This is a genomic window from Streptantibioticus cattleyicolor NRRL 8057 = DSM 46488 (genome assembly GCF_000240165.1).
GTDB lineage: Bacteria > Actinomycetota > Actinomycetes > Streptomycetales > Streptomycetaceae > Streptantibioticus > Streptantibioticus cattleyicolor.
Genome location: NC_017586.1, coordinates 1,983,864 through 2,007,730 on the forward strand (window position 1 = coordinate 1,983,864; position 23,867 = coordinate 2,007,730).

Here is a 23,867-nt window from a genome sequence, read left to right on the forward strand (position 1 = left end):
AACCCGGGGATGGCCCCCGGCGTCCTACCGCGTACCCGGCGGGCGGCCCGCGGACACCGGCCCCCGATGTGCGCGTTCGCTACCGTACGGCGTACGGTAGGCAACGTACAACGTACGTTCGGAACATCGCAAAAGAACCCCGACGAAGAGTGCAAGCGAACGATCGCCACCGGCCGGGCGGCCCGGGGGCCGACGGCAGAGACGGAGAAGACGGCCCGATGTCCAGCCCCCGCCCGTCGCCCCCCACCACCCCCGGCCGTCCCCGGCCGCGTGACGACCGGCCGGTCCACGGTTCCGGGCCCTCGGCGGACGTCTCCCCCGCACGGCGCCGGCCGGCTCCGCGCTGGTGGGCCGAGCTGCCGCTGATCGCCCTGGTCTACGCCGCGTACTCGGGCGGACGACTGCTGGTGGCCGGCGGGACCGGCTCCGCGGTGGCGCACGGCGAGGCGATCGTCCGCCTCGAACACACCTTGCGGATCTCCCCCGAGCACGCGCTCAACCAGCTCTTCACCCACCAGGCGTGGCTCGGGGTGCCGGCCTGCTTCGCCTACGCCACGCTGCACTACGTGATCACCCCGGCGGTGCTGGTGTGGCTGTGGCGGCGGCACAGCGGCAGCTACCTGTACATGCGCACCTGGCTGATGATCTCCACGCTGCTGGGGCTGATCGGCTTCTCGCTGCTGCCCACCGCGCCGCCGCGCCTGCTGCCGGCCGCCGCCGGTTTCCAGGACACCATGGCGCACTTCTCCCACCTGGGCTGGTGGGGCGCGGACGCCAGCGCGCCGCAGGGCCTGGGCGGGATGACCAACCAGTACGCCGCCATGCCCAGCCTGCACGTGGGGTGGGCGCTGTGGTGCGGGGTGATGCTGTGGCGGTACGCCGAAAACCGCGTGCTGCGGGTGGCCGGGCTGGCGTACCCGGTGGCGATCACCTTCGTGGTGCTGGGCACCGCCAACCACTACCTCCTCGACGCGGTGGCCGGGGTCGCCGTGATGATCGTCGGCCTGCTGCTGACGCGCCCGGCACGCCATCTCACCGCCCGCGTACGCTCCCGGTTCGCCCGCCGCGCCGCCCCCGCCGCCGTCCCGGCCCCGCCCGCCCTCGTGCCGGCCCCCCGCCCGGCGCCCGGACCGGCGGACCCGCCGGTGGCGGCCACCCCCGCCGCCGTCGCGGGCCCGGCCCCGGCGAGCCCGGCGGGACGCTGAGGCCGGCGGCGTCCGGGGCCCGGCGGCCCGCTCCGTCCGCCCCGGATGCCACACTGCCCGGGTGAGCGATGACAGCAACCGGGCCGGGTCGGTGGGGGCGCGTCTTGCCGAGGTGCGGGGGAACGGGGTGGCGCCGAAGGCGCTGGACGCCCGGGGGATCGCGGCGCTGGCCGCCAACCCGGGGTGCGGGCGGCGGGCGCTGGTGGACACCGCGGGGGTGGACAAGGCCGCGCTGGCCCGGGCGCTGGGGAGCCCGGCCTCCTTCGGGCAGTCGCGGTTCGCCTTCGGCCGCGGGCACGCCTTCGAGGCCGGGGTGAAGGCGGACGGCTGCCGGGAACTGCTGCGGCTGCTGGGCGAACGCCTCGGCGCCCCGGAGACCGGCCCGGACGGCGTCCGCCTCCCCGACCTCGCCGCCCCCGGCCCCGCCGGACGCGCCGAACGCACCCGGCTGGCGCTGCGCGAGGCCACCGAGGCGGCCGGGGCCGACGGCAGTTGGAGCGTGCTCGACCACCCGCTGCTCCCGCTGGACGTGGCCGGCGCGACCGCCTACGTCGAGCCCGACGCGGTCGTGGTCGCCCCGGACGGGCGCTGGACGGTGGTCGAGATCAAGTCGTTCCCGATCCTGGACGGCACCGCGGACCCGGCGAAGGTCGGCGCGGCGGCCCGCCAGGCCGCGGTCTACGTCGCCGCCCTGGAACGCCTGGACGCCGCCGCACCGCGCACCGATGCGCTGCTGGTCTGCCCCAAGGACTTCTCCAACCTGCCCACCGCCGAACTGGTCGACGTCCGCAGGCAGCTCGCGGTGACCCGGCGCCAGCTCGCCCGGATGACCCGCATCGAGGATATAACCGCCCGCCTGCCGCGCGGCGCCACGCTCGACGTGCGGCTGCCCGCGCCCCGGCTGGCGGCGGCGCTGGACGCGGTACCCGCCGCGTACGCCCCGGAGTGCCTGGCCTCGTGCGAGCTGGCCTTCCACTGCCGCGCCCAGGCCCGTTCCGCCGGCTCGGTGACCGTCCTCGGCCGCTCGGTACGCGGCGAACTCGGCTCGATCGAGACCGTCCCCGACCTGCTCGCCGCCGCCCACGGCCGACACGGCGACCCCGCCGACCCCGCGGTCGCGGCGCTGCGCCGGGCGGCGGAGCTGCGGGCGCTGGCGCTCGGCGAGGAGGGGCCGGCATGACGCTCTTCACCACCCTGGCCCGGGCGCAGGCCGTCGCGGCCGGGCGGGCCCAGCCGGTGGCGACGGTGCGCCACCGGCACCTGTCGGAGCGGCCGATGGTCTTCGTGCCGTTGACGACCGCGGGCGAGGTGGGGGCGCCGCTGGGGGCGATGGTGGGCACCGACCGCGACGACCCGGCGCTGCTGGTGGTACCCCAGCCGCGCGACCGTACCCTGCGCTTCGCCTTCCTCGCCGACCTGGCCGCGCACCTCCTGCCCCACCTGTCCGGCTACGAGGACGTGGTGGAGCACGAACCGGGCAAGGAGACCGACCCGGCGACCGGCCGCAAGGTCACCGTGGAGCGCCAACTGTGCGCCGACGCGCCGCAGTTGATCGTGGCCAACCCGGCCGTGGTGGAGTACGTGCGGCTGCTGGGGCGTTCGACGCGGTTCCGCCGCACCGCCGAGGAGGACCCGGCCGCGCCCCATCCGGTGCCGTCCCGGGTGCCGCTGCTGGGGCGGTGGCTGACGCACTACGGGGAACGGGCCCGTACCCCCGGCAGCGCGCTGCTGGTGACGATGACGCAGTTGCTGGCCCGGCACTGGGCCACCGGGCAGAGCGCGGCCGAGGACCAGCACCTGGGCGCCCTGCTGGCCTGGATCGACCCGCCGGACGGACTCGACGGGGCGACCGCGGCGCGGCGCGCGGAGAGCGCCCGGGGCGCCGACGGCCTGCTGCTCACCCCGCCCGCCGGTCCGGCCACCGACCCGGTCTTCGACAACGTCGCGCTCGCCCCGGCGATGGCCCGGTACGACGCCGCGCGGGAGTCCGGGGGCGACCCGGGCCCCGCCGAGCGGGAGATCCGCGACCTGCTCGCCGGTCAGCTGCGGCCCACCTGGGACGCCGTCTGGCACGGCGTGGACCTGCTGCGGACGCTGCCGGAGGCGGCGCACGCGGCCGAGCGGTGGAAGGGCGACCGCTGGTCGTTCACCGGCCACCGGGACCGGGTGCGGGCCGGCGAGCCGCCGCAGCCCCGGCTGGACGACGCGGTCACCGCGGCCCGCAAACTGGCCGGCCGGGAGACCGCCCAGGCCCGGCTGGACGCCCAGGAGGCGCTGGACGATCCGCTGGTGATGGCGGAGCGGCGGCTGGCCGGGGAGGCGTTCGCGGGCCGGGTGACCGCGGTGGAGATGGCGTACTCCGAGGGGCGGGTGGCCCGGCCGCGTCCGCTGGTGACGGTGGAGGTGGCCGACCGGCCGCTGCTGGCGGAGGGGGCCAAGGTCTACCGGGCGCTGCCGGACGGCCGGACCCAGGAGGCGGAGTTCACCGGCGGTACGGCCCCCGGCGCGCTGACGCTGCGGTTGCTGGGCGGCATGGGCCGCGGCAAGGTGCCGGACGCCGGTACGGTGCCCGTGGTGGGCGACCAGGTGTGCTGGACGCTCTTCGAGCACGCCCCGCGCGGCGGCCCGGAGCTGCCGGACGCGGAGGCCACCCCGTGGACGCACGGCGGCCCGTCCGGCCCCGGCGCGGCCACCCCGGAGCCGGCCGACGCCCCGACGGCGGACGACTTTCTGTGATCACAACGGACTTTTCATGACCAACTCCGGCCGCCGTCGGCCCAGTTGTCGCCGAGCGGGGACTACCTGGGCCGTCGGCCGGGGAAACATTCCGCTGGGCCGCCACCAGGCGGCCCGGTCCGCGACCAGTGAGCGAGGACGAGGGCGTTGAACGGTGACGGGACCGCGCGGGCCGGCGTGGCGGCGCCGGGGGACGGCGATCCCGCGGCGGCGGCCGGGGCGGCCACCGAGGCGATCCTGCGGGACGTGCGGTCCGGCACCCACCGCGGCGTGGTGGTCGACTCACCGCCCGGCGCCGGCAAGTCGACGCTGGTGGTGCGGGCCGCCACCGAACTGGCCGGGGCCGGCGAGCAGGTGATGATCGTCGCGCAGACCAACGCCCAGGTCGACGACCTCGCCGACCGGCTGGCCACCGCCGCCCCCGAGGTCACCGTCGGCCGGCTGCACGGCAGCGACTCGCCGCCCGACCCGGCGCTCGCCCGCCACCCCTCGGTGGCCGTCTCGGCCAAGCCGGCCGATCTGCGCGACCGCCAGGTGGTGATCGCCACCGCCGCCAAGTGGGGCTACGTCAAGGACGTCGAGCCGTGGCGGCAGGCGATCGTGGACGAGGCGTACCAGATGCGTTCGGACGCGCTGCTGCGGGTCGCCGGCCTCTTCGAGCGGGCGCTCTTCGTCGGCGACCCCGGCCAGCTCGACCCGTTCAGCGTGGTCGGCGCCGACCAGTGGGCCGGGCTGGCCTACGACCCGTCGGCCAGCGCGGTGGTCACGCTGCTGGCGCACAACCCCGGGCTGCCGCAGCACCGGCTGCCGGTCTCCTGGCGGCTGCCGGCCACCGCCGCGCCGCTGGTGTCGGGGGCGTTCTACCCGTACACGCCGTTCCGCAGCGGCACCGGCCACGGTGACCGGCGGCTGGCCTTCGCGGTGGCCTCGGACGGCGACGGGCCGGACCGGGTGCTGGACGAGGCGGCGGCCGGCGGCTGGGGGCTGCTGGAGCTGCCGGCCCGGCGCACCCCGCGTACCGACCCGGAGGCGGTGGCGGCGGTGGCCACGGTGGTGCGGCGGCTGCTGGAACGCGGCGGGGTCACCGTCAGCGAACGGTCGCCGGAGCCGGTACCGCTGACCGCCGACCGGATCGCGGTCGGCACCGCCCACCGCGACCAGGCGGCGGCCGTGCGCGCCGCGCTCGCCGCGCGCGGCGTCACCGGGGTCGCCGTGGACACCGCCAACCGCCTCCAGGGCCGCGAGTTCGACGTCACCGTGGTGCTCCACCCGCTCTCCGGCCGCCCCGACGCCACCGAGTTCCACCTGGAGACCGGCCGCCTGTGCGTGCTCGCCTCCCGCCACCGCCACGCCTGTATCGTCGTCTGCCGCGCCGGCGTCGCCGAACTCCTCGACGAGCACCCGTCCACCGAACCCGTCAGCCTCGGCGTCACCGTCAAATTCCCCGATGGCTGGGAGGCCAACCACGCCGTCCTCGCCCACCTCGCCGAACACCGCGTGACGTGGCGCCCATGACCGGCGCCCCCGTACGCCGCGGTGGGCGGTCACCTCTCGCGGCCCCGCGCGGAACGGTTACGGCCCTGGCACTTCGGGCTTCGCCCGGGGATGGGGCGTGCGGGACAATGGATGGCGGTCCACGAACTGGAGGGATGTAGATGTCCGAGCCGCAGCCGGCTCATCGCGCGTCGGACGGTGCCCGGTACCGGCCGCGGCGGCCCGCGTCGCTGATCTTCGAACCGCCGGCCCCCGGAGCCGACCCGGAGCACTTCTTCGACCTGGAGTCGATGGACGATCCGCAGCTGCTGCTGGACCGTTCGACCGAGCTGGCGCTGGCCTTCCGGGCGGCGGCCGACCGGGCCACCGAGTACCAGGCGATGGCGGCGGCGCAGCTGGCCGACCCGGGACGGTTCGACCGGCTCACCCTCGGCGCGATCGCCGAGCGGGCCAACTGGTCGGAGGACTACGCCAAGAAGATGGTGGAGTTCGGCGCCGAACTGCTGCGGCAGGAGCCGCGGCGCGACTGAGCCGGCCACCACGGGGACCGGAGGGATCCGGCCACCCCGCACGTGCAGATGCACCGGCATCACGTGCCACCGGCATATTAGCGGGCAAGGGCCGATGTGTCCCGAATTCCCGCCATCCACCGGTCCGGCACCCCGCGCGCCGCTAGATCTGTCCGTCATGAGCGAACGGTTCTGGGAGACAGGCGACGGCGGCGGGATGCCGGGCACGGCCCGGCGGGGCGGACACGGCGGCCGGGAGGACCACGGCCTGCCCGGCGCCGTGACGCCGGACACCGCGGCCCGCCCCGACCCCTTCGCGCACACCGCCCACGTCACCCCGGACGGCGCCGACTGGCTCGCCTCGGCCAGCGCCTTCCCGCGCAGCGTCCAGGCGCTGTGGTCGGCCCGCCCGGCGCGGGCGAGCGTGCTGCCCTGCGGCACCGTCTTCGACGTGGCCAACCTCCCGGCGCTCTTCGGCCGCCAGGTGCTCGACCAGTTGTGGACGGCCGGGCCGGGGTGCGGGCCGGTGTCCGTGCACCGCGGGCGGCTGCTGCTGTTCGCCGCCCCCGGCACCGCCGACCGGCTGCCGTCGCTGCTGGCCTGGGAGGAGTGGGGCGCCGCGGTGCCGCCGCTGCTGTGCCACGGCCGCGGGGACGTGGTGACCATCCCGCCGCTGGTGCCGGACCCGGCGTGGGAGGAGTCCGCGGGGCCGGCCCGCTGGGTGGTGGCCCCGGACTCCCGGTACCCGTGGCTGCCCGGCCCCGACGTGCTGCTGTGGGCCGTCCTGCGGGCCGCCCGCCGGGCCCGCAGCCGCCCGGTCTGACCTCGGACGTCGCCGATTTTCACTCTCCCGGACCAGGATGCTAGGGTCTTCAACGTCAACCGGCGCCGCTAGCTCAACTGGCAGAGCAGCTGACTCTTAATCAGCGGGTTCGGGGTTCAAGTCCCTGGCGGCGCACCTGGTCACCGAAGCGTCCCTCCACCTCGGAGGGGCGCTTCCGGCGTTCCGGGCCTCCGCGGCCGGACACGGTGCGGGACGTGGCGCGAATCACACCCGTCCCAGGCGTGATCAAGCCCTTCCGGGGGTACCGCGAGCGAACGGTTCATGTATGCTCGACTCGTCGACAACGACAGACACGCGCCGCTAGCTCAACTGGCAGAGCAGCTGACTCTTAATCAGCGGGTTCGGGGTTCAAGTCCCTGGCGGCGCACAGCTCACCGGCCCGGGAACGCCACGTTCCCGGGCCGTGGTGTTTTCCGGAACCCCCCGTTCCTCAGTGGTCCCGGGTGACCTCGACCCGCCAGCCGCCGTCGGCGTCGCGGGAGAGCACCCGCACCGTCAGCCCGGCGGCGCGGTCGGTGAAGCTCTCCCCGGTGCGGAACGGCGCGTCGTTGAGGGAGTTGAAGCTGGCGCTGCTGAAGTCGCAGGCGGAGCTGGCCGGATGGGCGTCGGCCACGGTGACCGGGCCGTTGCCGGATTCCACGTCGGTGCGGACCCGGTAGACCAGGACGCCCTCGGTGCACCCCTGGGCGTCGTTGCCGCGGGTGGTGCGGGCCTCCACCACGTAGGCGGCGCTGCGGCCGGAGGGGACGACCACGGCCTTGGTGCCGCCGCCCTCCTCCAGCGGCGCGAGGCGGATCCGCCGGCTGCCGGGGCCGGTCAGGCAGGCCAGCTGGGCGTCGGCGAGCCAGCCCAGCCGCCACTTGTGCCAGGCGAACAGGTCGCCCTGGAGCCCCCAGTCCAGCGACATGGTGTCCCACTGCCCGGCCAGCGCGTCGGTGCGGCGGAAGTCGTCGACGGCGTAGAGGTCGGGCAGGCCGAGTATGTGGCCGTTCTCGTGGGCGAGGACGCGGAAGCCGGCCTGGTCGTGGCCGTAGATGACGGAGACCCGGTCCAGCCGGGCGCCGTCGGCGGAGGTGGCCGCGGTGGCGCCGGTCCAGGTGACGGAGAGCACGGTCTCGTCGGCCGGGGGGCCGGCGTTGGGGGTGGCGATGACGTCCACCAGGTCGTAGCCGCGCAGCGGTATGTGCTGGGCGGCGGCGACCGCGGCCAGGTCGCGCATCATGGCCCGGTGGGTGTTCCAGCCGTAGCCGCGGGCTATCCCGTAGCCGCTGAACGGGCGGGGCATCCGCAGGTAGCGCAGCACCGGAACCGGCTGGTAGCGCAGCCTGCCGTAGGAGGCCCGGGCGTACCAGCGGGAGACCGCCGGGAAGAACTCCTCGTACCGGGCGCGGGCGCTGCCGTGGGCCGGGGCGTCGGGGAAGTCGACGAAGAGCACCAGCGCCCGCAGCGTGCCGGTGGAGCGGGCGTACGCCGGGTTGGGGGCGGCCGGGAACCCCTCGGACATCTCGACGCCGGGGCGGGCCGGGAGCGCGCAGGGCCGGGAGGAGGGGGCGGCGGCCGGCGGGGCGGAGGAGGAGGCGCCGCCGAGCACCGCCGAGCCGCCGGAGGCCACCGAGAGCACGGCGGTTATCGCGGCGGCCTTCACCCCGCCGCGTCCGCCGCCCGCACCGGCCCTGCGGTGCCCGCGCCTCATCGCCCGCTCACCGCTTCTCCACCGTGACCGGCCAGCCCCCGGAGCGGTCCCGGCGCCCGACCCGGAAGCGGATCACCGCGTCACGGCCGGGGCCGTAGCGGTGGGCGTAGGACTCGCCGGAGCGCAGCGGGGCGTCGGCGAGCGGCGGGTAGACCGAGTCTCCGTAGCAGCCGCCGGTGCCGGGGTGGCCGTCGAGCACCCGTATCGGGCCCTGCCCGGAGGGGACGTCGGTGCGCACCTCGTACAGCAGGACGCCCTCGGCGCAGCTGGTGGCGTCGTTGCCGCGGGTGGTACGGGCCTCGGCGGCCAGCGCGGAGACGGCGCTGGTGGGCACCACCAGCAGCCGGGTGCCGCGGCCGGGGGCCTCCACCGGGGCCAGCCGGGCGGTGCTGGTGCCGCGCCGGGCGGCGCAGGCCACCTGGTCGCCGTCGAGCCAGCCGTACTTCCACTTGTGCCAGCCGAACAGGTCGGGCGCCAGCCCGAATTGACTACCCATCAGGTCCCAGTCGCCGACCCGGGTGTCCCAGCCGGCTCCGGCTCCGCCGCCGTCCGGCGGGCGGGCGTACAGGTCGGGCAGGTCGAAGACGTGGTTGGTCTCGTGGGCCAGGACGTTGCGGTCCGGCGGGCGGTGTTCGAAGACGGTGACGAAGCGGCGGACGCCGGAGCCCGGGGCGGGCAGCGGGCGGTCCAGGCTGATCACCTTGGTGGCGTCGGAGTCCACCCCGGGGGCGCCGGGGTCGGCCACCAGGTAGACCACCGGGTAGCGCCCGAGGTCCACGGCGTGGCCGACGGCGGCCACCGCGTCGCGCAGGTACCGGCCACGGGGCGCCGCCGCCCAGTCCCGGTGGATGGCGTAGGCGCCGGCCGGCCGCGGCATGGTGAACCAGCGCGGCACCACGCGCGGGCGCAGCCGGAAGCGCCCGTAGGAGGCGCGGGCGAAGTAGGCGGTGGTGGCCGGGAAGTGATCGGTGGCCAGTTCGGCCGGGGGCGTCTCGGGGCGGTGGCCGGGGAAGGCGAGGAAGAGCAGCACCGCGCGGAGTTCGCCACGGGGCCGCGGATAGGCCGGATCCCAGTCGCTGACACCCTCGGAGTGGCGTACCGCGGTGCGCTCCAGGGCGCACGGGCCGCCGCGCGGGACGGCCACCGCGGGCCCGGTGGCCAGTGTCCAGGCGACCAGCGCGGCGAACCCCCACAGCAGCGCGGTCGCCCGGCGCGCGATGCGCCGGTCGCGGTCGGGCGTGCGCCGGGGCACGTCCGCTATGCCATGTGCTCGCACGCGACCTCCCCGGACCGGATCGGGTGACCTCGTCCCCCTCACCCTTGCCCCGGTTGCGGGGGTTTGCCCTGTTCTACTGGTCCGGACGGGTCAGTCTCGATCAGCTACGGTCCGTAACGGGCGATCGTCAGCGATCGTGGAGGGGCAGATGAGTACAGCACTCATGCACGAACGATCAGCCGGTCGCGTGCAATACCGCCGCCGTGCCAAGAATCACCGCCCGCACGGTGGCTGACGGACACCGCGAACCTCTATGATCGCCACATTTCCAGCGTGAAAACCGTCCGCGGCCGGACACCGGTCCCTCCCCGACTACTTGTGCGAGACGACTGCGATGCGGGAGCAAGCTGAAGGCAGACCCTCGGTCGGCCGGGAGAGCGAGCCCGCGACACATCCCTCAAGCATCACGGAGTGTGACGAGCTGACCCCCGGACGCCCCACCGGGCTGCTCCGCGACTACCACGCCGCCTTCAACGCCGCCCGGGGCGCGATGGCGCTCCTCGACCACGACGGCCACCTGCTGGCCGCCAACCCGGCGCTCGGCACCCTGCTCGGCTGCGACCCGGCCCGCCTCACCGACCGGCAGGCCGCCGACCTGGTGGGGCTGGGCGGCGACGAACGGATCCGGGACGCCTACCGCGAAGTGCTCAGCGGCCGACGGGACCGGCTGCGCTGCACCTGCCGCCTCAAGCACGCCGACGGCCACGCGCTCTGGGCCGAGGTCACCGTCGACCGGCTGCGCCACGCCGAGCCCTCGCTGCCCGCGCCGTGCGCCCCGGAGGCGGAACGGCCGGCCGCGCCCCGCCCGGTGGCCGGCCGCGCCGAGGGCACCGCCGGCGCGCTGCTGTGCGTCCAGGACGTCACCGAACGACGCGAACTCGCCGACCGGCTGCGCCACTTGCAGATGCACGACCCGGTGACCCGGCTGCCCAACCGCACCCTCTTCTTCGAACGCCTCTCCGCCGCGCTGCGCTCCCCCGCCACCGGCCGGGTCGGCATCTGCTACCTCGACCTGGACGGCTTCAAGGCGATCAACGACACCCTCGGCCACGCCATCGGCGACCGGCTGCTGGCCGCCGTCGCCGCCCGGCTCACCGCCTGCGTGACCGACGGCGGCCACCTGGCGGCCCGGCTCGGCGGGGACGAGTTCGCGCTGCTGGTCGAGGAGTCGGCGGGCACCGAACAGCTCACCACGCTGGCCGAGTCGGTGCTCACCGCTCTGCAACGCCCGTTCGACCTGGACGGCCACCGGCTCGCCGTCTCGGCCAGCATCGGCGTGGTGGAGCGCTCGGCGGCCGGCACCACGGCCACCGGTCTGATGCAGGCCGCGGACACCACGCTGTACTGGGCCAAGGCCGACGGCAAGGCCCGCTGGACGCTCTTCGACCCGGAGCGCAACGCCAACCGGATGACCCGCCAGTCGCTGTCGTCCACACTGCGCCAGGCGGTGGAGCGCGGCGAGTTCACCCTGGAGTACCAGCCGCTGGTGGCGCTGGACGGGGGGCGGCTGCGCGGCGTCGAGGCGCTGGTGCGCTGGGAGCATCCGCGGTTCGGCCGGCTCGCGCCGAATCGCTTCATCTCACTGGCCGAGGAGAACGGTTCCATCGTCCAGCTCGGCCGCTGGGTGCTGGCCGAGTCCTGCCGCTGGGCCCGCGCCTGGCACAAGGACCACCCCGAGGCGCCGCCGTTCGTCAGCGTCAACGTGGCGGTGCGTCAGGTGTGGGACTCCGACCTGGTGGGCGACGTGGCCGCGGTGCTGGACGAGACCGGGCTGCCGCCCGCGCTGCTCCAGCTGGAGCTGACCGAGTCCGCGGTGATGGGCTCCACCGGCCGTCCGTTGCAGGCGCTGTACGCGCTCCACGAGATGGGGGTGCGGATCGCCATCGACGACTTCGGCACCGGCTACTCCAACCTGGCCTATCTGAGCCGGCTGCCGGTGACCGCGCTCAAGCTGGACGGATCGTTCGTCCGCGGCTTCCGCTCCCGTGAGCACCCCAACCCGGCCGACGAGACCATCGTGGAGGCGCTGGTGCAGCTGGCCCACCGGCTCGGGATCACGGTGACCGCGGAGTGCGTGGAGAGCGCGGAGCAGGCCGAGCGGCTGCGCCGGATCGGCTGCGACACCGGCCAGGGGTGGTTCTACTCCCGGCCGGTCGCCCCGGACCGGATCACGGCGATGCTCGGCGGGGGCTGAGCCCTCCGCCGAGCACCGTCCGCGAGACGTGGCCGGTCTCAGCAGGCGCCGAGGTCCTGCCAGGCGCCCCACTGGCTGGCGCCGGGCACCTCACCCTGCGTCCACCACTTGGCCTGCCAGGTGTGGCCGTTGTAGGAGACGGTGTTGCCCGCGGTGTAGACCGCCGACTTGTCCCAGGCCGCGGCGGTGCAGGTGCCGGGGGTCGGGGTGGGGGTCGGGGTCGGGGTGGGGGTCGGGGTCGGAGTGGGCGTCGGAGTGGGGGTCGGGGTCGAGGAGCACGAGGCGGCCGAGCCGTTGGTGGCGTCCACGATCTTGTTGAAGAGCGTGGCCGAGGTGTCCAGGTCCAGCAGCGAGTACATCATCGAGCCGCCGAGCCCGTGGCAGTGCGCGTAGTCCGCCTTGGCCTGGATCGACTGGGCGCCCAGGCCCGTCCAGAACTCGGTGCCGTTGTAGAACCAGTTGGAGCCCGTCTTGGGGTCGTAGAAGGTGTCCGCCGGGTTGTCGACGATCCCGGTGAGCTCCTTGTAGTAGGCGGTGCCCGCGGTCTGGCTCAGGCTGCGCGCCGAGGCGGGGCCGGTGGCCGACTGGTACAGGCCGTGGTTGCTCCCGGCGGGGACGCCGGTCCAGCCGCGGTAGTACAGCGGGTAGCCCATGGTGAGCTTGGCCGCCGGGAAGCCGCCGGCGATCCCGTAGGCCGCGTCACCGGTGGTCCAGGCCTTGACGGCGTTGTCGGTGCTGTACTTCTCGGTGCCCGGGTCGACGGCCTTGGACGGGTCGTCGGGCGAGGAGTACGTCGGGTCCTGGTGGTTGGTGGGCCCGGTGGCGTCCCACGCGCCGTGCATGTCGTAGGTCATGACGTTCGCGTAGTCCAGGTACTGGCCGACCTTGTCGGTCTGGATCTGCGCGATCTTGTCCTGGCCGGCCGGCATCGCGGCGGTCAGCAGCATCTTGCGGTTGCCGGCGGCGCCGTACGCGTCCAGCTCGCTGCGGAACTCGGCCAGCAGCGCGGTGTAGTTGGCCTTGTCGGCCGTGCTGTAGTGGTTGCCCACATGGCCGCCCGGCGAGCCCGGGTACTCCCAGTCGATGTCGAAGCCGTCGAAGATCCCGGCGGCGCTGCCCGGGCCGCCGTAGCCGCCCTGCACCGGCAGGTTGCCCTTGATGAACATGTCGATGCAGGAGCTGACGAACTTCTTGCGGCTGGCGTCGCTGGCGGCGACGTCGGAGAAGTACTTGGAGTACGTCCAGCCGCCGATGGAGGCGACGATCCTCAGCTTGGGGTACTTCGCCTTCAGCTCCTTGAGCTGGTTGAAGTTGCCCACGATCGGCTGGTTCCAGGTGTCCGCCTGGCCGTTGACGCTGATGTCGGCGCCGAACGACTTCTGGTAGTCGGCGAAGGCGTCGCCCGCCCCGTCACCGGCGTTGGGGTCGCTCTCGTTGGAGGCGTCGGACGCCTTGGTGGCCTCGAAACAGGTCAGGTTGGACGGGTCGATGTTCTCGAACGAGTAGTTGAGGATGTCGAGCTTGCCGGCGATGCCGCGGGTGTCGAGGTCCTTGGGGTAGAACGCGTTGCCGTACACGCTCCACTGGTCGTAGTAGGCGATCTTCACGCCGCCGCTGCTCGCCGCCGCCGGGGCCGCCGCGGCGGCCGGGGCGGGGGCGGCCCCCGCCGACGCGGCCCCGGCGAGCGCGCCGACGGCCCCGGCGGCGAGCGCCAGCACCGACAGCGCGGCGGTCAGCGGTCTGTTGGCCTGTCGGCCCTTGCGGAACACATGCACGGGGACAACCTCCTGGTGTGGGGGCGCGGGCAGGGGACCGCGGTCGTGTATGGATAACTGCCGCGTCAGGTACGCGTCAATGGTCTGGACTAATCCTGGACTAGACCAATACCCGGGCCACGCCGCCGTTCCCCGGGAACAGAAGGCAACGGGCGACTGGACCACGGCCGTCCGCGACACGGCGCCCCGGCGGCGCGGTTGAGCAGCGCGCCGCCCCCGGGCCACCAGGCACCCGGGGGCGGTGAGGGGGGCGGTCAGGCGGACGCGGTCGGCAGCCCGTAGACGTCCGCGATCAGCTCGTACGAGCGCAGCCGGGCCTGGGGGCCGTGCGCGTTGGAGGTGAGCATCAGCTCGTCCGCGCCGGTGCGTTCGACCAGCGCGTCGAGCCCCTTGCGCACCGTGTCCGGGGTGCCGAACTCCACGTCGGCGAGCCAGGAGTCGGCGAACTCCCGCTCCATCGGCGAGAACGGGTACGCCTCGGCCTCCTCGGGGGTGGGGACGAGGCCGGGGCGGCCGGTGCGCAGCCGGAGCATGGCCAGCGCGCCGGTGAGCACCTGGCGGCGGGCCTCCTTCTCGTCCTCGGCGGCGAACGCCTGCACGCCGATGAGCGCGTAGGGGCGGTCGAGCACGGCCGAGGGCTTGAAGGAGTCCCGGTACAGCTCCAGCGCCGGCACCGTGTTGCGGGCCGAGAAGTGGTGGGCGAAGGCGAACGGCAGCCCGAGCGCCCCGGCGAGCTGGGCGCTGAACCCGGAGGAGCCCAGCAGCCACACCGGCGGGCGGTGCGGGGACTGCACGCCGCCGGGCGAGGTCGCCTGCACCGGACCGGGGACGGCGTGGATCCGCGCGTAGGGGTGGCCCTCGGGGAAGTCGTCGTCGAGGAAGCGGACCAACTCGGCGAGCTGACGCGGGAAGTCGTCGGCGCCCTCGCGCAGGCCGTCGGCGCGGCGCAGCGCGGCGGCGGTGGCGCCGTCGGTGCCCGGGGCACGCCCGAGGCCCAGGTCGATCCGGCCGGGGGCGAGCGCCTCCAGGGTGCCGAACTGCTCGGCGATCACCAGCGGGGCGTGGTTGGGCAGCATCACCCCGCCCGAGCCGAGCCGGATGGAGGTGGTGTGGGCGGCGAGGTTGGCCAGGATGACCGCGGGCGAGGTGCTGGCGACGCCGGGCATCGAGTGGTGTTCGGCCACCCAGTAGCGGTGGAAGCCGCGGGACTCGGCGAGCCCGGCCAGCCGGGCGCTGGTGCGCAGCGCGTCGCCCGCGGTGCGCCCGGCGCCTACGGTGACCAGGTCGAGCACGGACAACGGCACCGGGGCGGTGCCGTGGGCGGTGCCGCGGATGCCGTCGCCGGCCGCCGGTGCGGGGCCGTCGCTCCCGGACCGCTGCTCGTCGGTGTAGTGCTCGTCAGCCACGCTCGGTCGCCTCCCGGACGGATGGGTCGGTACTGCCGGGAGGGGACAACCGGAGCGATTCTCCGGTTATTCCCGGGCGGCGGACGGCACGGCCGTCAGGCGCCGGCCGTACGGGCCAGCAGGGCGAGCGGGTCGGCGACCCGGTGGGCGCGGGAGAGGGTGTCGCGCAGCTCGGACGGGGGCACCGCGAGCACCGGGCAGACCGCCTGCTCCAGGCAGTGGCGGGCCACCGAGCGACGGAAGAGGCGGGTGACCCGGCGCCGTCCGCCGGTGCTGACCACCAGCAGGTCGTCGGGGCGGTCGGCGACGGCCGTCAGCACCTCGCCGGGCTCGCCGCGCACCACCAGGGCGCTCATCCGCACGCCCTCCAGCCGGCCGCCGAACGCGTCGTCGAACGCCTGGGCCAGCCGCAGCCGCGCGGACCGCTCCCACTCGCGCAGCAGCGGCGGGCAGGGGCTGCGCAGATAGGCCGTCTCGCCGCCGGGCGGCGTCCAGGCGAGCACCGGGACGAGCAGCGCGTCCCGCCGCCGCGCCTCCGCGATCGCCCGGTGCAGGGCGGTGAGGCTGTTGAGCGATCCGCTCACCCCGACGATCACGCGTGCCTGCCCGGCCACGACGGCCCCTCCATGTCTGCTCGATTGCGTGTGTACGAACTGCGTGTCACCTATGTTCGACGTTTGAACACCAGGTAAAACAGGTGCCTCGCCTGTGTTTCGCAGGCATATTCGCCGGATTCACCTATCAATTTAGCAGCGAGGGTGGCGCGGCACCAAAGAAGCACGAAGCACGCGGACCGCTGGCGGGGCACGCCGGCGTACGGCGGGGGCGCATGGCTTGTGCCGTTGGCATATGCCAGAGTGACAATCCGCTGGACAACCCCACGGAAAGCGCTCTCGAAGTGGGCAACCCCGGCCCCCGGCAGGGCCGTTGAGGCTATCGTTGGGAGCGGCCGGCTTCCGGACGGTGCACCGCGCCACGCGTCCGCGCCGGGCGGCCCGGCCACGCACGAGGCAAGCGGTCACACCTGCTGAGGGGGACACCGTGGCGCTGGAGCACCGGAGGATGGCGCCCGCCTACGCCGTCCAGTACGCGATGCGGCTGCTGGAGACCGTCGACCGGCACGGCTGCGGCGTGAGCGGCGAGCAGCTCTCCCGTGAGCTCCGGGTGCCCGTGGGCGACCTCGCCCCGCTGCTGACGATGCTGCGGCGCGAGGGCTACCTCAGCGTCCTGCCCGACGGCGCCTTCGTGGTCGGCGAGTCGCTGCTGCTGCTCGGCACCACCAACCGCAAGCAGGCGCTGGCCGACAAGATCAAGGGCATCCTCAACCGGCTGCGCGACGAGGTGGGCGCCGCGGTCTACTTCAGCCGTTACGACGACGGCGAGGTGCGGATCGTGGACTACGCCGACGGCCCGGCCGCGCCCAGGGTCAACGAGTGGGTGGACTTCCGTTCCGCCGCCCACGCCAGCGCCGTCGGCAAGTGCCTGCTCACCCAGCTCGACCAGGACGGCCGCCGCGACCACCTGTCCCGGCACAAGGTGGCCCGGCTCACCTCCAAGACGATCACCAACGAGAAGGTGCTCTTCACCAAGTTGGACAGCCAGCCCGCCACCGTCCCCACGCTCGACCTCCAGGAGTACGCGGTCGGCACGGTGTGCGCCGCCGTCCCGGTCACCGTGGGCAGCGCGGTGTGCTGCCTGGCCGTCTCCATGCCGCTGGACCGGGCGCACCGGCTGCGGGCGGCGGCCGACACGCTCAACAAGCGGGCCGCGCCGGTGCTGCTGTCGCTGGCGTTCTGAAACCCCGGCGCGACGCAGCGCCTGGACGAACGGAGCGGGGCCGGGCGCGCACCCGCCCGACCCCTGCTCTGCTTTACGTCCGGCGTCAGCAGGGCCCCTCGTCCTGCCAGACCCCGGAGCCGCCGGTGGACGGGGCCTCACCCTGCGTCCACCACTTGGCCTTCCAGGTGTGCCCGTTGTACGAGACCTCGTTGCCGCCCACGTAGACCGCGGTGGGGCTGTAGGCCGGGGCGGTGCACTGGCCCGGCGAGGTGGGGGGCGGGGTGGGCGTCGGCGAGGTGGGCGGGGTGGCGCCGGCGAACTTCACCAAGAACTTGGTGAAGTCCCACGGGCTCTGCGGGACGCTGCTGCACGTGCCGGAGGTCTTGCCGTTGTTGTCCGGCGGGGTGCACTGGCGGTCGCGGTTGACCGACCAGTTGGTGAAGCGCGCCATGTGGTGGCTGGTGGCGTAGTCCAGCACGGCCTGGAAGTCCGACTGGTAGAAGTACTCGCCGCTGTCGCTGCGCCCGTTCATCTGGGAGATGCCCTCGTGGGCGTAGGCGGTGGCGGAGTCCCAGCCGAAGGTCGACTGGAGGACGGTGTTGAAGTTGGTCAGCGCGCTGGTCTGGGCGGCGGCGCCGCTGAAGCCGCCGTCGAACGGCATGATCGAGAAGTTGTCCGGGACGAACCCCTGCGACTTGGCCTCGTTCAGCATCTGCTTGCCGAACCAGCCGGTGCCGTCGGCGGTGCCGGCGGTGGTCACCGAGATGTAGATGCCCGGGTTCTTCTGCTGGAGGATCCTGGCGGCGCCGATCTCGTTGTGGACCGCCGCGGAGTTCTCGTACTCCGGCTCCTCGAGGTCGAAGTCGAGCGCCTTGAGCCCGTACTTGTCGACCACCTGCTGGTACGCGGCGGCGGTGGCCTCCGGGGTGCCGCACGCCTGGCCCAGCTTGGTGCCGGCGTAGCCGCCGACCGAGGCGGAGACGTCGCCGCCCTTGGCGCGGATCTGCGAGATGACCCCGGCCACCGCGGTGTCCGAGGCGACCGGGCTGGTCCCGTCCCAGGTGGGCGAACACCCGCCGCCGTTGGGCGCCAGGATGAAGGCGAGCTGGAACGCCTTGAGCCCGGTGGCGTCCATCACCTGACCGGGGTCCGGCGGATCGTTGTCCAGCGGCATCAGATACGGCGCGGCGGCGAACCAGTTGTTCCCGATCGCGGCGGGCTGAGCGGCGGACTGGGCGGCGGCCGTCGTGGGGGCGGCCTCGGTGGTGGCCGCCACCGCGGTCGACGCGGCCACCGAGAGCGCCGCCGTCGACACGACGGCGGCGAGCGTACGCAATCTACGGCGTTGCACGTGAGCCTCCCGGCAGGGTGTGGGAGTTGGTACAGACCAATCGCCCCACAGCGTGACTCTCTGACGCGACCGCGTCAATAGATTGGACTGGACCAGTCGCTCGCGAGCCCGGGCCGCGCCGGGGCACCCGTGGCACCGGGAAAGGAGGGGTGGTCGGGAGCACCCTCGGGGATCCGGTAGAGTTTTCCTCGCGGGCGCCGCTAGCTCAACTGGCAGAGCAGCTGACTCTTAATCAGCGGGTTCGGGGTTCAAGTCCCTGGCGGCGCACTTCACGGCAGAGCCGTTGACCTGGGCGTTCTCCCTCGGGAGGACGCCCTTCGTCGTTTCCGGGCGCCGGACGGGGGCGGTCGCGCCCCGGGCCGTGGGGATGAAGGTTCTCCCGGCCTGGCGGCATCATGCCTATACGGGGGCATTCCGGGAAGGAACGGCGTCATGGACACCTGGGCGACATGGACGACCGTGGGCGTGATCGCGGGCTCCGGTGGCGTGGTCACCGAGGAGGTCGGCCCGATCACCGGGGACCTCACCATCCACACCACCTGGCTGGACGGCGAGGCCCGGGTCGCGGTGCAGTACACCGGGGCCGAGGAGTGGTTCACCCTCGTCGGCAGCCCGGTCACCGCCCCCGACGAGAGGACCGGCCGCGCGGTCCACCAATCGGCCGTGGAGGCGGTACGCGAGGGCGGCGGATCCCGGCTCGAACACCCGGCCGAACCCCCGGCCGAGCCGGCCGCCGTCCCGGACCGGGCCGGCCTCCAGGGCTGACCCCGGGGCCGGCCCTGGACCCGGACCCGGACCCGTACCGGCCGCCCGCCGGGCCGGCCGGGCGTCGCGGCACGCCCGTGTACCGGAGCACCCCTCGGCATCGGTTAAGATTTTCACGTTGGTCCGGCGCCGCTAGCTCAACTGGCAGAGCAGCTGACTCTTAATCAGCGGGTTCGGGGTTCAAGTCCCTGGCGGCGCACTTCACGGCAGAGCCGTTGACCTGGGCGTTCTCCCTCGGGAGGGCGCCCTTCGTCATGTCCGGGGCCTTCGGGCCGGCCGGGGCGACCGCCCGGTGAGACGGGCCTTCCCCGGCGCCCCCGGACCGGTGATCATCGGGCCATGAGCACCGAGCAGACGGACCAGCACACCACCGCCCCGGCACCGGGGCCCGGCCCCCGCTCCCCCGGCGACCGCGCCGCGCGGCTGGCCGTGACCGTCTTCCCGCTGCTGGTGATCGCGGCGGGCGCGGTGGGGCTGGTGGCGCCGGCGCACTTCACCGGGTGGGCCCCGGCGGTCCCGTACCTGCTGGGTGTGGTGATGTTCACCATGGGGCTCACGCTCACCCCGCCGGACTTCGCGGCGATCGCCAGACGGCCCTGGGCGGTCGGCCTCGGCCTGGTCGCGCACTACGTGATCATGCCGGGCCTCGGCTGGCTCGTCGCGGGCGCCCTCGGGCTGCCGGCCCAGCTCGCGGCCGGGGTGATCCTGGTCGGCTGCGCGCCCAGCGGTACGGCGTCCAACGTGGTCACCTACCTGGCCCGCGGCGACGTCGCGCTGTCGGTGTCGGTGGCCACCGTCTCCACGTTCCTGGCCCCGCTGGTCACCCCGCCGCTGACGCTGCTGCTGGCCGGGGAGTACCTGCACGTGGACGCGGGCGCGATGGTCACCGACATCCTCAAGACGGTGCTGGTGCCGGTGGTGGCCGGGGTGGTGGTGCGGCTGCTCGCCGGGTCCTACGTGGACCGGGTGCTGCGGGCGCTGCCGTGGATCTCGGCGGTCACCATCGCCGTCATCGTGCTCACCGTGGTCTCCGGCAGCGCCGGACGCATCCGCGACGCGGCCGGCCTGGTGCTGCTCGCGGTGGTGCTGCACAACGGCCTCGGGCTCGCCCTGGGGTACGCGGCCGGCCGCGCGGCCCGGCTCGGCCGGCCGGGCAGCCGCGCGATGGCCTTCGAGGTCGGCATGCAGAACTCCGGCCTGGCCGCCTCGCTGGCCACGGCGCACTTCAGCCCGGCCGCCGCGCTGCCCGCGGCCGTCTTCTCGGTGTGGCACAACGTCTCGGGCGCCCTGGTCGCCGCCTGGATGGCGCGGCGGGGCCGCACCAGGGCGTAGGCGCAAAGGTCACGGCGTCACGATCCGCGGACGCGCCAGCACCGAGTTGTCGACGACGACGTCCGTCATCGGCACCGGGTCGACCTCCTCCAGGTAGATCCGCTCGGCCACCTGGTACCTGTCGCGGTGGATCGCCTCCGCCCCGGACCCGGCCCAGTCCTGGTCACGCTCGGCGCCCCGCCGCAGGGGCGGCTCCGCGTCCACCCGCAGCCAGATCCGGAAGTCCCGGTACGCGTCGATCCCGGGGCGGAAGGCGAAGACGCCGTCCACCACCAGCACCGCGTCGGGCGCGAGCGGTGTCGTCTCCGACGAGTGGTCCCGCTGGGTCAGCGGGTCGATGGCGCACAGCGCGCACCAGGCCGCCTCCGGTGACCGGCAGGGGTCCAGCAGCAGGCGCTTGACCGCCGCGTGGTCGTACGCGTCGCGGTAGCAGCCCTCGCCGGACACCCGGTCCGCCAGGTGCCGGTCCCGCCACGGCTTCTTGAAGTCGTCGAGGGTGGCCCGCGGCACCGGCCGCCCCGCGGCGGCGATCCGCTCGGCCGGTTCGTGCCCGAAGCTCGTCCTGCCGGCCGAGGGCGAGGACGCGTTCGGCGATCTCCTGGACCAGCGTGCCGCGCTCGGCGGAGGCCGCCGGAGGGCGGGGCTGCCGCCAGGACGAGGACGAGTGGACCACGTGCGCCTGTGGCGATCTCATGGGGCGAACCTGACGGGAGGCCCCGGGTGAGCCGCCGGGGGTGCGGTAGGTTGCCCGCCATGACCGAGCCCGTCCCCGCCGACCGGCCGCCCGATCCGCTCAGGACCGGACGGCTCGTGCTCCGCGCGTCCGAGGCGCGGGACCGTGCGGCCTTCATCGAGCTGTTCGCCTCGCCGGAGGTGGGTGCCCACATCGGTGGCCCCCGGCCGCGGGACGAACTCGAGCGCGCGGTGCCCGAGGTCCCCGGGCGGCGCCCCGGCCTTCTCGTGGCCGAACTCGACGGAGCGATGATCGGTCACGCTCGACCGGCGCGGCCCGGAACGTCTCGGGCGGGTCCGTCCTGAGGGCGGCGAGGCCGAACTCGGCTACCTGTTCCTGCCGCGGGCGTGGGGCCACGGGTACGCCGCCGAGGCGTGCGCGGCGGCGCTCGACCGGTTCGCCGGCGCGTTCCCCGGCGAGCCGGTGGTGCTCACCACGCGGACCGCCAACGCCCGCGCGATGCGCCTGGCGGCGAAGCTGGGCTTCACCGAGGTGGAACGGTTCGAGGAGTACGGCGCCGAGCAGTGGTTCGGCGTGTGGTCCCCGGGGCCGCCGTCCGGTCGGCCCCGTACCCGGAGCGTCAGCGGGCCAGCCGGCCCAGCAGCGCAGCGGCGGCCGTGATGCCGGCCACGGCGGCGACCGCCAGGGCCCCGAAGTCGGCCGCCAGATGCGCCGGGGTGCCGAGCAGCAGCCCGCGCAACGCGTCCACCTGGTAGCTGAGCGGGTTGACCCGGGTCACCGCCTGGAGCCAGCCGGGCATGACGGAGACCGGGTAGAGGGCGTTGGAGCCGAAGAAGAGCGGCATGGTGATCGCCTGACCGATGCCCATCAACCGGTCGCGGGTGAGCACGATCCCGGCGATCGTCATGGACAGGCAGGAGAAGAAGGTGGCCCCCAGCACCACGGCGGCGGCGACCCCGAGCAGCCGCAACGGGTTCCAGGTCAGGGCGACCCCCAGCACCGCGGCGATGACGATCACCACCACCGCCTGCACCAGCGCCTTGACCCCGGCGGCGAACGCCTTGCCGGTGACGAGCGCGGCCCGGGGCGTCGGGGTGACCAGCAGCTTGGTGAGCACCCCGGAGTCCCGCTCCCAGATGATCATGATCCCGTAGAAGATCGCGATGAACATCGCGGACTGCGCGATGATCCCGGGCGCCAGGTAGTCCAGATACGGCACGCCCCCGGTGGGGATGGCCCGGATGCGGGTGAAGGTCTCGCCGAAGATGATCAGCCACAGCGCGGGCTGGACGGCCCGGGTGTACAGCTCGGTGCGGTCGTGGCGGAGCTTTTGCAGTTCCACCGCGCACATGGCGAGCACCCGGGCGGGCAGCACCCGCCAGCCGGTACGCGCTCTGGGGGCGACGAGCAGCAGATCGAGCCCGGTGGCGGTGGCGTCGCCGGGGGCGGCGGTACGGCCCGGGTCAGCCGACGCGGGACGCCGTGCGGCGGGTGCGGCGCACATCGCTGAACTCCCCTCCCTCGTCGAGACTGCCGCCGGCCACGTCCCGGAAGACGTCCTCCAGCGACGGCTCGGACGCCCCGGGGACGCCGCCGGTACGCCGCCGCAGTTCGTCCTTGAGCTGCCGCGGGGTGCCGGAGGCGCGGATCCGGCCGTGGTGCATCAGCGCCACGCGGTCGCAGTACTGGTCGGCCTCGTCCATGTAGTGCGTGGTGACCAGCACGGTCATCCCGGTGGCCCGGCGCACCGCGGTGATGTGGTCCCACACGGTGGTACGGGCGATGGGGTCCAGGCCGATCGTCGGTTCGTCGAGGATGAGCAGCCGGGGGGCGCTGACCAGCGCCTGGGCCAGTTCGAGGCGGCGGACCATGCCGCCGGAGTACGTCTTGGCCAGCCGGTCGGCGGCGTCCGCGAGGCCGACGGCGGCCAGCGCCTGCCGGACCCGGGCGGCCCGTTCCCGCCGGGGGACGTCGAAGACCCGGGCGAAGAGCGAGACGTTCTCCCGGCCGGTGAGCCCGGCGTCGGCGGAGAGCTGCTGGGGCACGTAGCCGAGCAGCCGGCGCACCGCCATGCGGTCACGTGCCGCGTCGTGTCCGAAGACCCGTACCGTTCCGGCGGTCACCGGCAGCAAGGTGGTGATCGCCCGGATCGCCGTGGTCTTGCCGGCGCCGTTGGGCCCGAGCAGCCCGAAGACCTCGCCGGGGCGTACCGCCAGGTCGAGGCCGTCGACGGCCCGGGTGGCGCCGAAGTGGTGGACGAGGTGGTGGCAGACGACGGCGTCGGGCCCGGTGTCGCGTCCGGTGGGCGGCGGGGCGGGGGGCCGGGGGTCGGGAGGGTCGGTCATGGGGGTTCGGCCTCCTTGCGCAGGTTCTCCGCGAGTCGGCGCAGCGCCGGAAGGGCGGCGGCCAGCGCCCGCCGGTCGTCCTCGGGGAGGGCGGCGACCTGCCGGCGCAGCAGCGCGTCGCGCCGGTCCCGCCAGGCCCGCAGCCGTGCGGTCGCCTCCGGGGTGGGCAGCAGCCGGGCCGAGCGGCGGTCGCCGGGGTCGGTCTCCCGGCGCAGCAGTCCGGCCGCGCCGAGCTGGTTGACCAGGGTGGAGACCGAGTTGCCCGCGAGGTACAGCCGGCGGGCGGCGTCCGAGACGCGGATGCCGGGGTCTTCCTCGACCAGCCGCAGCAGTTCGACCTGCGCCCCGCGCAGCCGGGGCCCGGTGAGCCCCCGGCGCAGCGCGCGCCGTACCAGCCGGTGTATGCCGGCCAGCACATCGGCGAGGGCGTCGGGCAGCTCCGCTGCGGCCACATCGCCAGGTTAGCTCG

The 23,867-nt window shown here is 74.5% G+C and carries 20 protein-coding genes, 4 tRNA genes and 1 pseudogene; 15 read left to right on the forward strand and 10 right to left on the reverse strand.

Annotated features, from left to right (window positions below; all coding sequences use genetic code 11):
• Positions 1-218 precede the first annotated feature (218 nt).
• The 8 genes from SCATT_RS08715 (at position 219) to SCATT_RS08750 (ending at position 7,155) form a co-directional block, all read left to right on the forward strand.
• Positions 219-1,205 carry a phosphatase PAP2 family protein gene (locus SCATT_RS08715; RefSeq protein ID WP_106435584.1) on the forward strand — a complete coding sequence of 329 codons (987 nt, stop codon included), beginning with the start codon at positions 219-221 and terminating at the stop codon, positions 1,203-1,205.
• Positions 1,206-1,266: 61 nt separating this feature from the next.
• A complete protein-coding gene (locus SCATT_RS08720; protein WP_014142634.1) occupies positions 1,267-2,385 on the forward strand; it encodes a hypothetical protein in 1,119 nt (372 codons plus the stop codon).
• A complete protein-coding gene (locus tag SCATT_RS08725; protein WP_014142635.1) occupies positions 2,382-3,941 on the forward strand; it encodes a hypothetical protein in 1,560 nt (519 codons plus the stop codon). Before SCATT_RS08720 ends, SCATT_RS08725 begins: the two co-directional genes overlap by 4 nt.
• 147 nt (positions 3,942-4,088) lie before the next feature.
• Positions 4,089-5,456 (forward strand): AAA family ATPase, encoded by a 1,368-nt coding sequence (locus tag SCATT_RS08730; protein ID WP_014142636.1) that lies wholly within the window; start codon positions 4,089-4,091, stop codon positions 5,454-5,456.
• Between the two features lie 140 nt (positions 5,457-5,596).
• Positions 5,597-5,965, forward strand: a complete 369-nt coding sequence (locus SCATT_RS08735) for a hypothetical protein (RefSeq protein ID WP_014142637.1) — start codon at positions 5,597-5,599, stop codon at positions 5,963-5,965.
• Positions 5,966-6,122: 157 nt separating this feature from the next.
• Complete coding sequence (locus SCATT_RS08740; RefSeq protein WP_014142638.1) at positions 6,123-6,767, forward strand: bifunctional DNA primase/polymerase; 645 nt, start codon at positions 6,123-6,125, stop codon at positions 6,765-6,767.
• Positions 6,768-6,829: 62 nt separating this feature from the next.
• Positions 6,830-6,902, forward strand: a tRNA-Lys gene (locus SCATT_RS08745).
• Positions 6,903-7,082: 180 nt separating this feature from the next.
• Positions 7,083-7,155: transfer RNA gene (locus tag SCATT_RS08750), tRNA-Lys, on the forward strand.
• A gap of 63 nt (positions 7,156-7,218) precedes the next feature.
• Here SCATT_RS08750 and SCATT_RS08755 read toward each other — a convergent pair.
• The gene (locus tag SCATT_RS08755; protein ID WP_202446631.1) at positions 7,219-8,481 is read right to left on the reverse strand and encodes a M6 family metalloprotease domain-containing protein; all 1,263 of its coding nucleotides are present in this window, start codon (positions 8,479-8,481) and stop codon (positions 7,219-7,221) included.
• A gap of 7 nt (positions 8,482-8,488) precedes the next feature.
• The gene (locus tag SCATT_RS08760) at positions 8,489-9,733 is read right to left on the reverse strand and encodes a M6 family metalloprotease domain-containing protein (RefSeq protein WP_014142640.1); all 1,245 of its coding nucleotides are present in this window, start codon (positions 9,731-9,733) and stop codon (positions 8,489-8,491) included.
• A 358-nt stretch (positions 9,734-10,091) separates the two neighbouring features.
• On the opposite strand from SCATT_RS08760, the gene SCATT_RS08765 reads away from it, so the two are divergent.
• Positions 10,092-11,951: a putative bifunctional diguanylate cyclase/phosphodiesterase gene (locus tag SCATT_RS08765; RefSeq protein WP_014142641.1), complete on the forward strand. Its 1,860-nt coding sequence runs from the start codon at positions 10,092-10,094 to the stop codon at positions 11,949-11,951.
• Between the two features lie 38 nt (positions 11,952-11,989).
• Here the strand turns inward: SCATT_RS08765 and SCATT_RS08770 are convergent, their stop codons facing one another.
• The 3 genes from SCATT_RS08770 to SCATT_RS08780 form a co-directional block, all read right to left on the reverse strand.
• On the reverse strand, positions 11,990-13,726 hold the full coding sequence (locus tag SCATT_RS08770) for a glycosyl hydrolase family 18 protein (protein WP_014142642.1): 1,737 nt from the start codon (positions 13,724-13,726) through the stop codon (positions 11,990-11,992).
• A gap of 254 nt (positions 13,727-13,980) precedes the next feature.
• Positions 13,981-15,132, reverse strand: coding sequence for an LLM class flavin-dependent oxidoreductase (locus tag SCATT_RS08775; protein WP_014142643.1), 1,152 nt, complete (start codon positions 15,130-15,132; stop codon positions 13,981-13,983).
• A gap of 95 nt (positions 15,133-15,227) precedes the next feature.
• Entirely contained in the window at positions 15,228-15,746 is a 519-nt protein-coding gene (locus SCATT_RS08780) for a universal stress protein (protein ID WP_014142644.1), read from the reverse strand.
• Positions 15,747-16,173: 427 nt separating this feature from the next.
• Here SCATT_RS08780 and SCATT_RS08785 point away from each other — a divergent pair, with 427 nt between their 5' ends.
• A complete protein-coding gene (locus SCATT_RS08785; protein ID WP_014142646.1) occupies positions 16,174-16,929 on the forward strand; it encodes an IclR family transcriptional regulator in 756 nt (251 codons plus the stop codon).
• An 85-nt stretch (positions 16,930-17,014) separates the two neighbouring features.
• Here the strand turns inward: SCATT_RS08785 and SCATT_RS08790 are convergent, their stop codons facing one another.
• A complete protein-coding gene (locus SCATT_RS08790; RefSeq protein ID WP_014142647.1) occupies positions 17,015-18,262 on the reverse strand; it encodes a chitinase in 1,248 nt (415 codons plus the stop codon).
• A 194-nt stretch (positions 18,263-18,456) separates the two neighbouring features.
• Here SCATT_RS08790 and SCATT_RS08795 point away from each other — a divergent pair.
• The 4 genes from SCATT_RS08795 to SCATT_RS08810 all read left to right on the forward strand — a co-directional run bounded on the left by SCATT_RS08795 (position 18,457) and on the right by SCATT_RS08810 (position 20,359).
• Positions 18,457-18,529 (forward strand) — tRNA-Lys (locus SCATT_RS08795).
• Between the two features lie 165 nt (positions 18,530-18,694).
• A complete protein-coding gene (locus tag SCATT_RS08800) occupies positions 18,695-19,027 on the forward strand; it encodes a hypothetical protein (RefSeq protein ID WP_014627726.1) in 333 nt (110 codons plus the stop codon).
• A 126-nt stretch (positions 19,028-19,153) separates the two neighbouring features.
• Positions 19,154-19,226, forward strand: a tRNA-Lys gene (locus tag SCATT_RS08805).
• A gap of 140 nt (positions 19,227-19,366) precedes the next feature.
• Positions 19,367-20,359, forward strand: a complete 993-nt coding sequence (locus SCATT_RS08810) for a bile acid:sodium symporter family protein (protein WP_014142648.1) — start codon at positions 19,367-19,369, stop codon at positions 20,357-20,359.
• A gap of 9 nt (positions 20,360-20,368) precedes the next feature.
• Here SCATT_RS08810 and SCATT_RS08815 read toward each other — a convergent pair whose 3' ends face one another.
• Complete coding sequence (locus tag SCATT_RS08815; RefSeq protein WP_014142649.1) at positions 20,369-20,869, reverse strand: nucleoside/nucleotide kinase family protein; 501 nt, start codon at positions 20,867-20,869, stop codon at positions 20,369-20,371.
• Between the two features lie 243 nt (positions 20,870-21,112).
• Between SCATT_RS08815 and SCATT_RS38940 the strand changes: the two are divergent.
• A pseudogene (locus SCATT_RS38940) lies at positions 21,113-21,713 on the forward strand (GNAT family N-acetyltransferase).
• Here the strand turns inward: SCATT_RS38940 and SCATT_RS08830 are convergent.
• Genes SCATT_RS08830 through SCATT_RS08840 form a run of 3 tightly spaced genes read right to left on the reverse strand, consistent with a single transcriptional unit; the run spans position 21,673 to position 23,850 of the window.
• Complete coding sequence (locus SCATT_RS08830; protein ID WP_014142652.1) at positions 21,673-22,557, reverse strand: ABC transporter permease; 885 nt, start codon at positions 22,555-22,557, stop codon at positions 21,673-21,675. The pseudogene SCATT_RS38940 and the gene SCATT_RS08830 sit on opposite strands and share 41 nt — an antisense overlap.
• Positions 22,517-23,398, reverse strand: coding sequence for an ABC transporter ATP-binding protein (locus SCATT_RS08835; RefSeq protein WP_014142653.1), 882 nt, complete (start codon positions 23,396-23,398; stop codon positions 22,517-22,519). The genes SCATT_RS08830 and SCATT_RS08835 overlap by 41 nt, the downstream gene beginning before the upstream one ends.
• A complete protein-coding gene (locus SCATT_RS08840) occupies positions 23,395-23,850 on the reverse strand; it encodes a MarR family winged helix-turn-helix transcriptional regulator (RefSeq protein ID WP_014142654.1) in 456 nt (151 codons plus the stop codon). Before SCATT_RS08840 ends, SCATT_RS08835 begins: the two co-directional genes overlap by 4 nt.
• Positions 23,851-23,867: the final 17 nt, after the last annotated feature.

Coding starts and splice junctions, on each gene's coding strand:
- SCATT_RS08715 (WP_106435584.1), top strand. CDS start 219: ATGTCCAGCCCCCGCCCGTCGCCCCCCACCACCCCCGGCCGTCCCCGG.
- SCATT_RS08735 (WP_014142637.1), top strand. CDS start 5,597: ATGTCCGAGCCGCAGCCGGCTCATCGCGCGTCGGACGGTGCCCGGTAC.
- SCATT_RS08810 (WP_014142648.1), top strand. CDS start 19,367: ATGAGCACCGAGCAGACGGACCAGCACACCACCGCCCCGGCACCGGGG.
- SCATT_RS08800 (WP_014627726.1), top strand. CDS start 18,695: ATGGACACCTGGGCGACATGGACGACCGTGGGCGTGATCGCGGGCTCC.
- SCATT_RS08725 (WP_014142635.1), top strand. CDS start 2,382: ATGACGCTCTTCACCACCCTGGCCCGGGCGCAGGCCGTCGCGGCCGGG.
- SCATT_RS08740 (WP_014142638.1), top strand. CDS start 6,123: ATGAGCGAACGGTTCTGGGAGACAGGCGACGGCGGCGGGATGCCGGGC.
- SCATT_RS08830 (WP_014142652.1), bottom strand. CDS start 22,557: ATGTGCGCCGCACCCGCCGCACGGCGTCCCGCGTCGGCTGACCCGGGC.
- SCATT_RS08835 (WP_014142653.1), bottom strand. CDS start 23,398: ATGACCGACCCTCCCGACCCCCGGCCCCCCGCCCCGCCGCCCACCGGA.
- SCATT_RS08765 (WP_014142641.1), top strand. CDS start 10,092: ATGCGGGAGCAAGCTGAAGGCAGACCCTCGGTCGGCCGGGAGAGCGAG.
- SCATT_RS08755 (WP_202446631.1), bottom strand. CDS start 8,481: ATGAGGCGCGGGCACCGCAGGGCCGGTGCGGGCGGCGGACGCGGCGGG.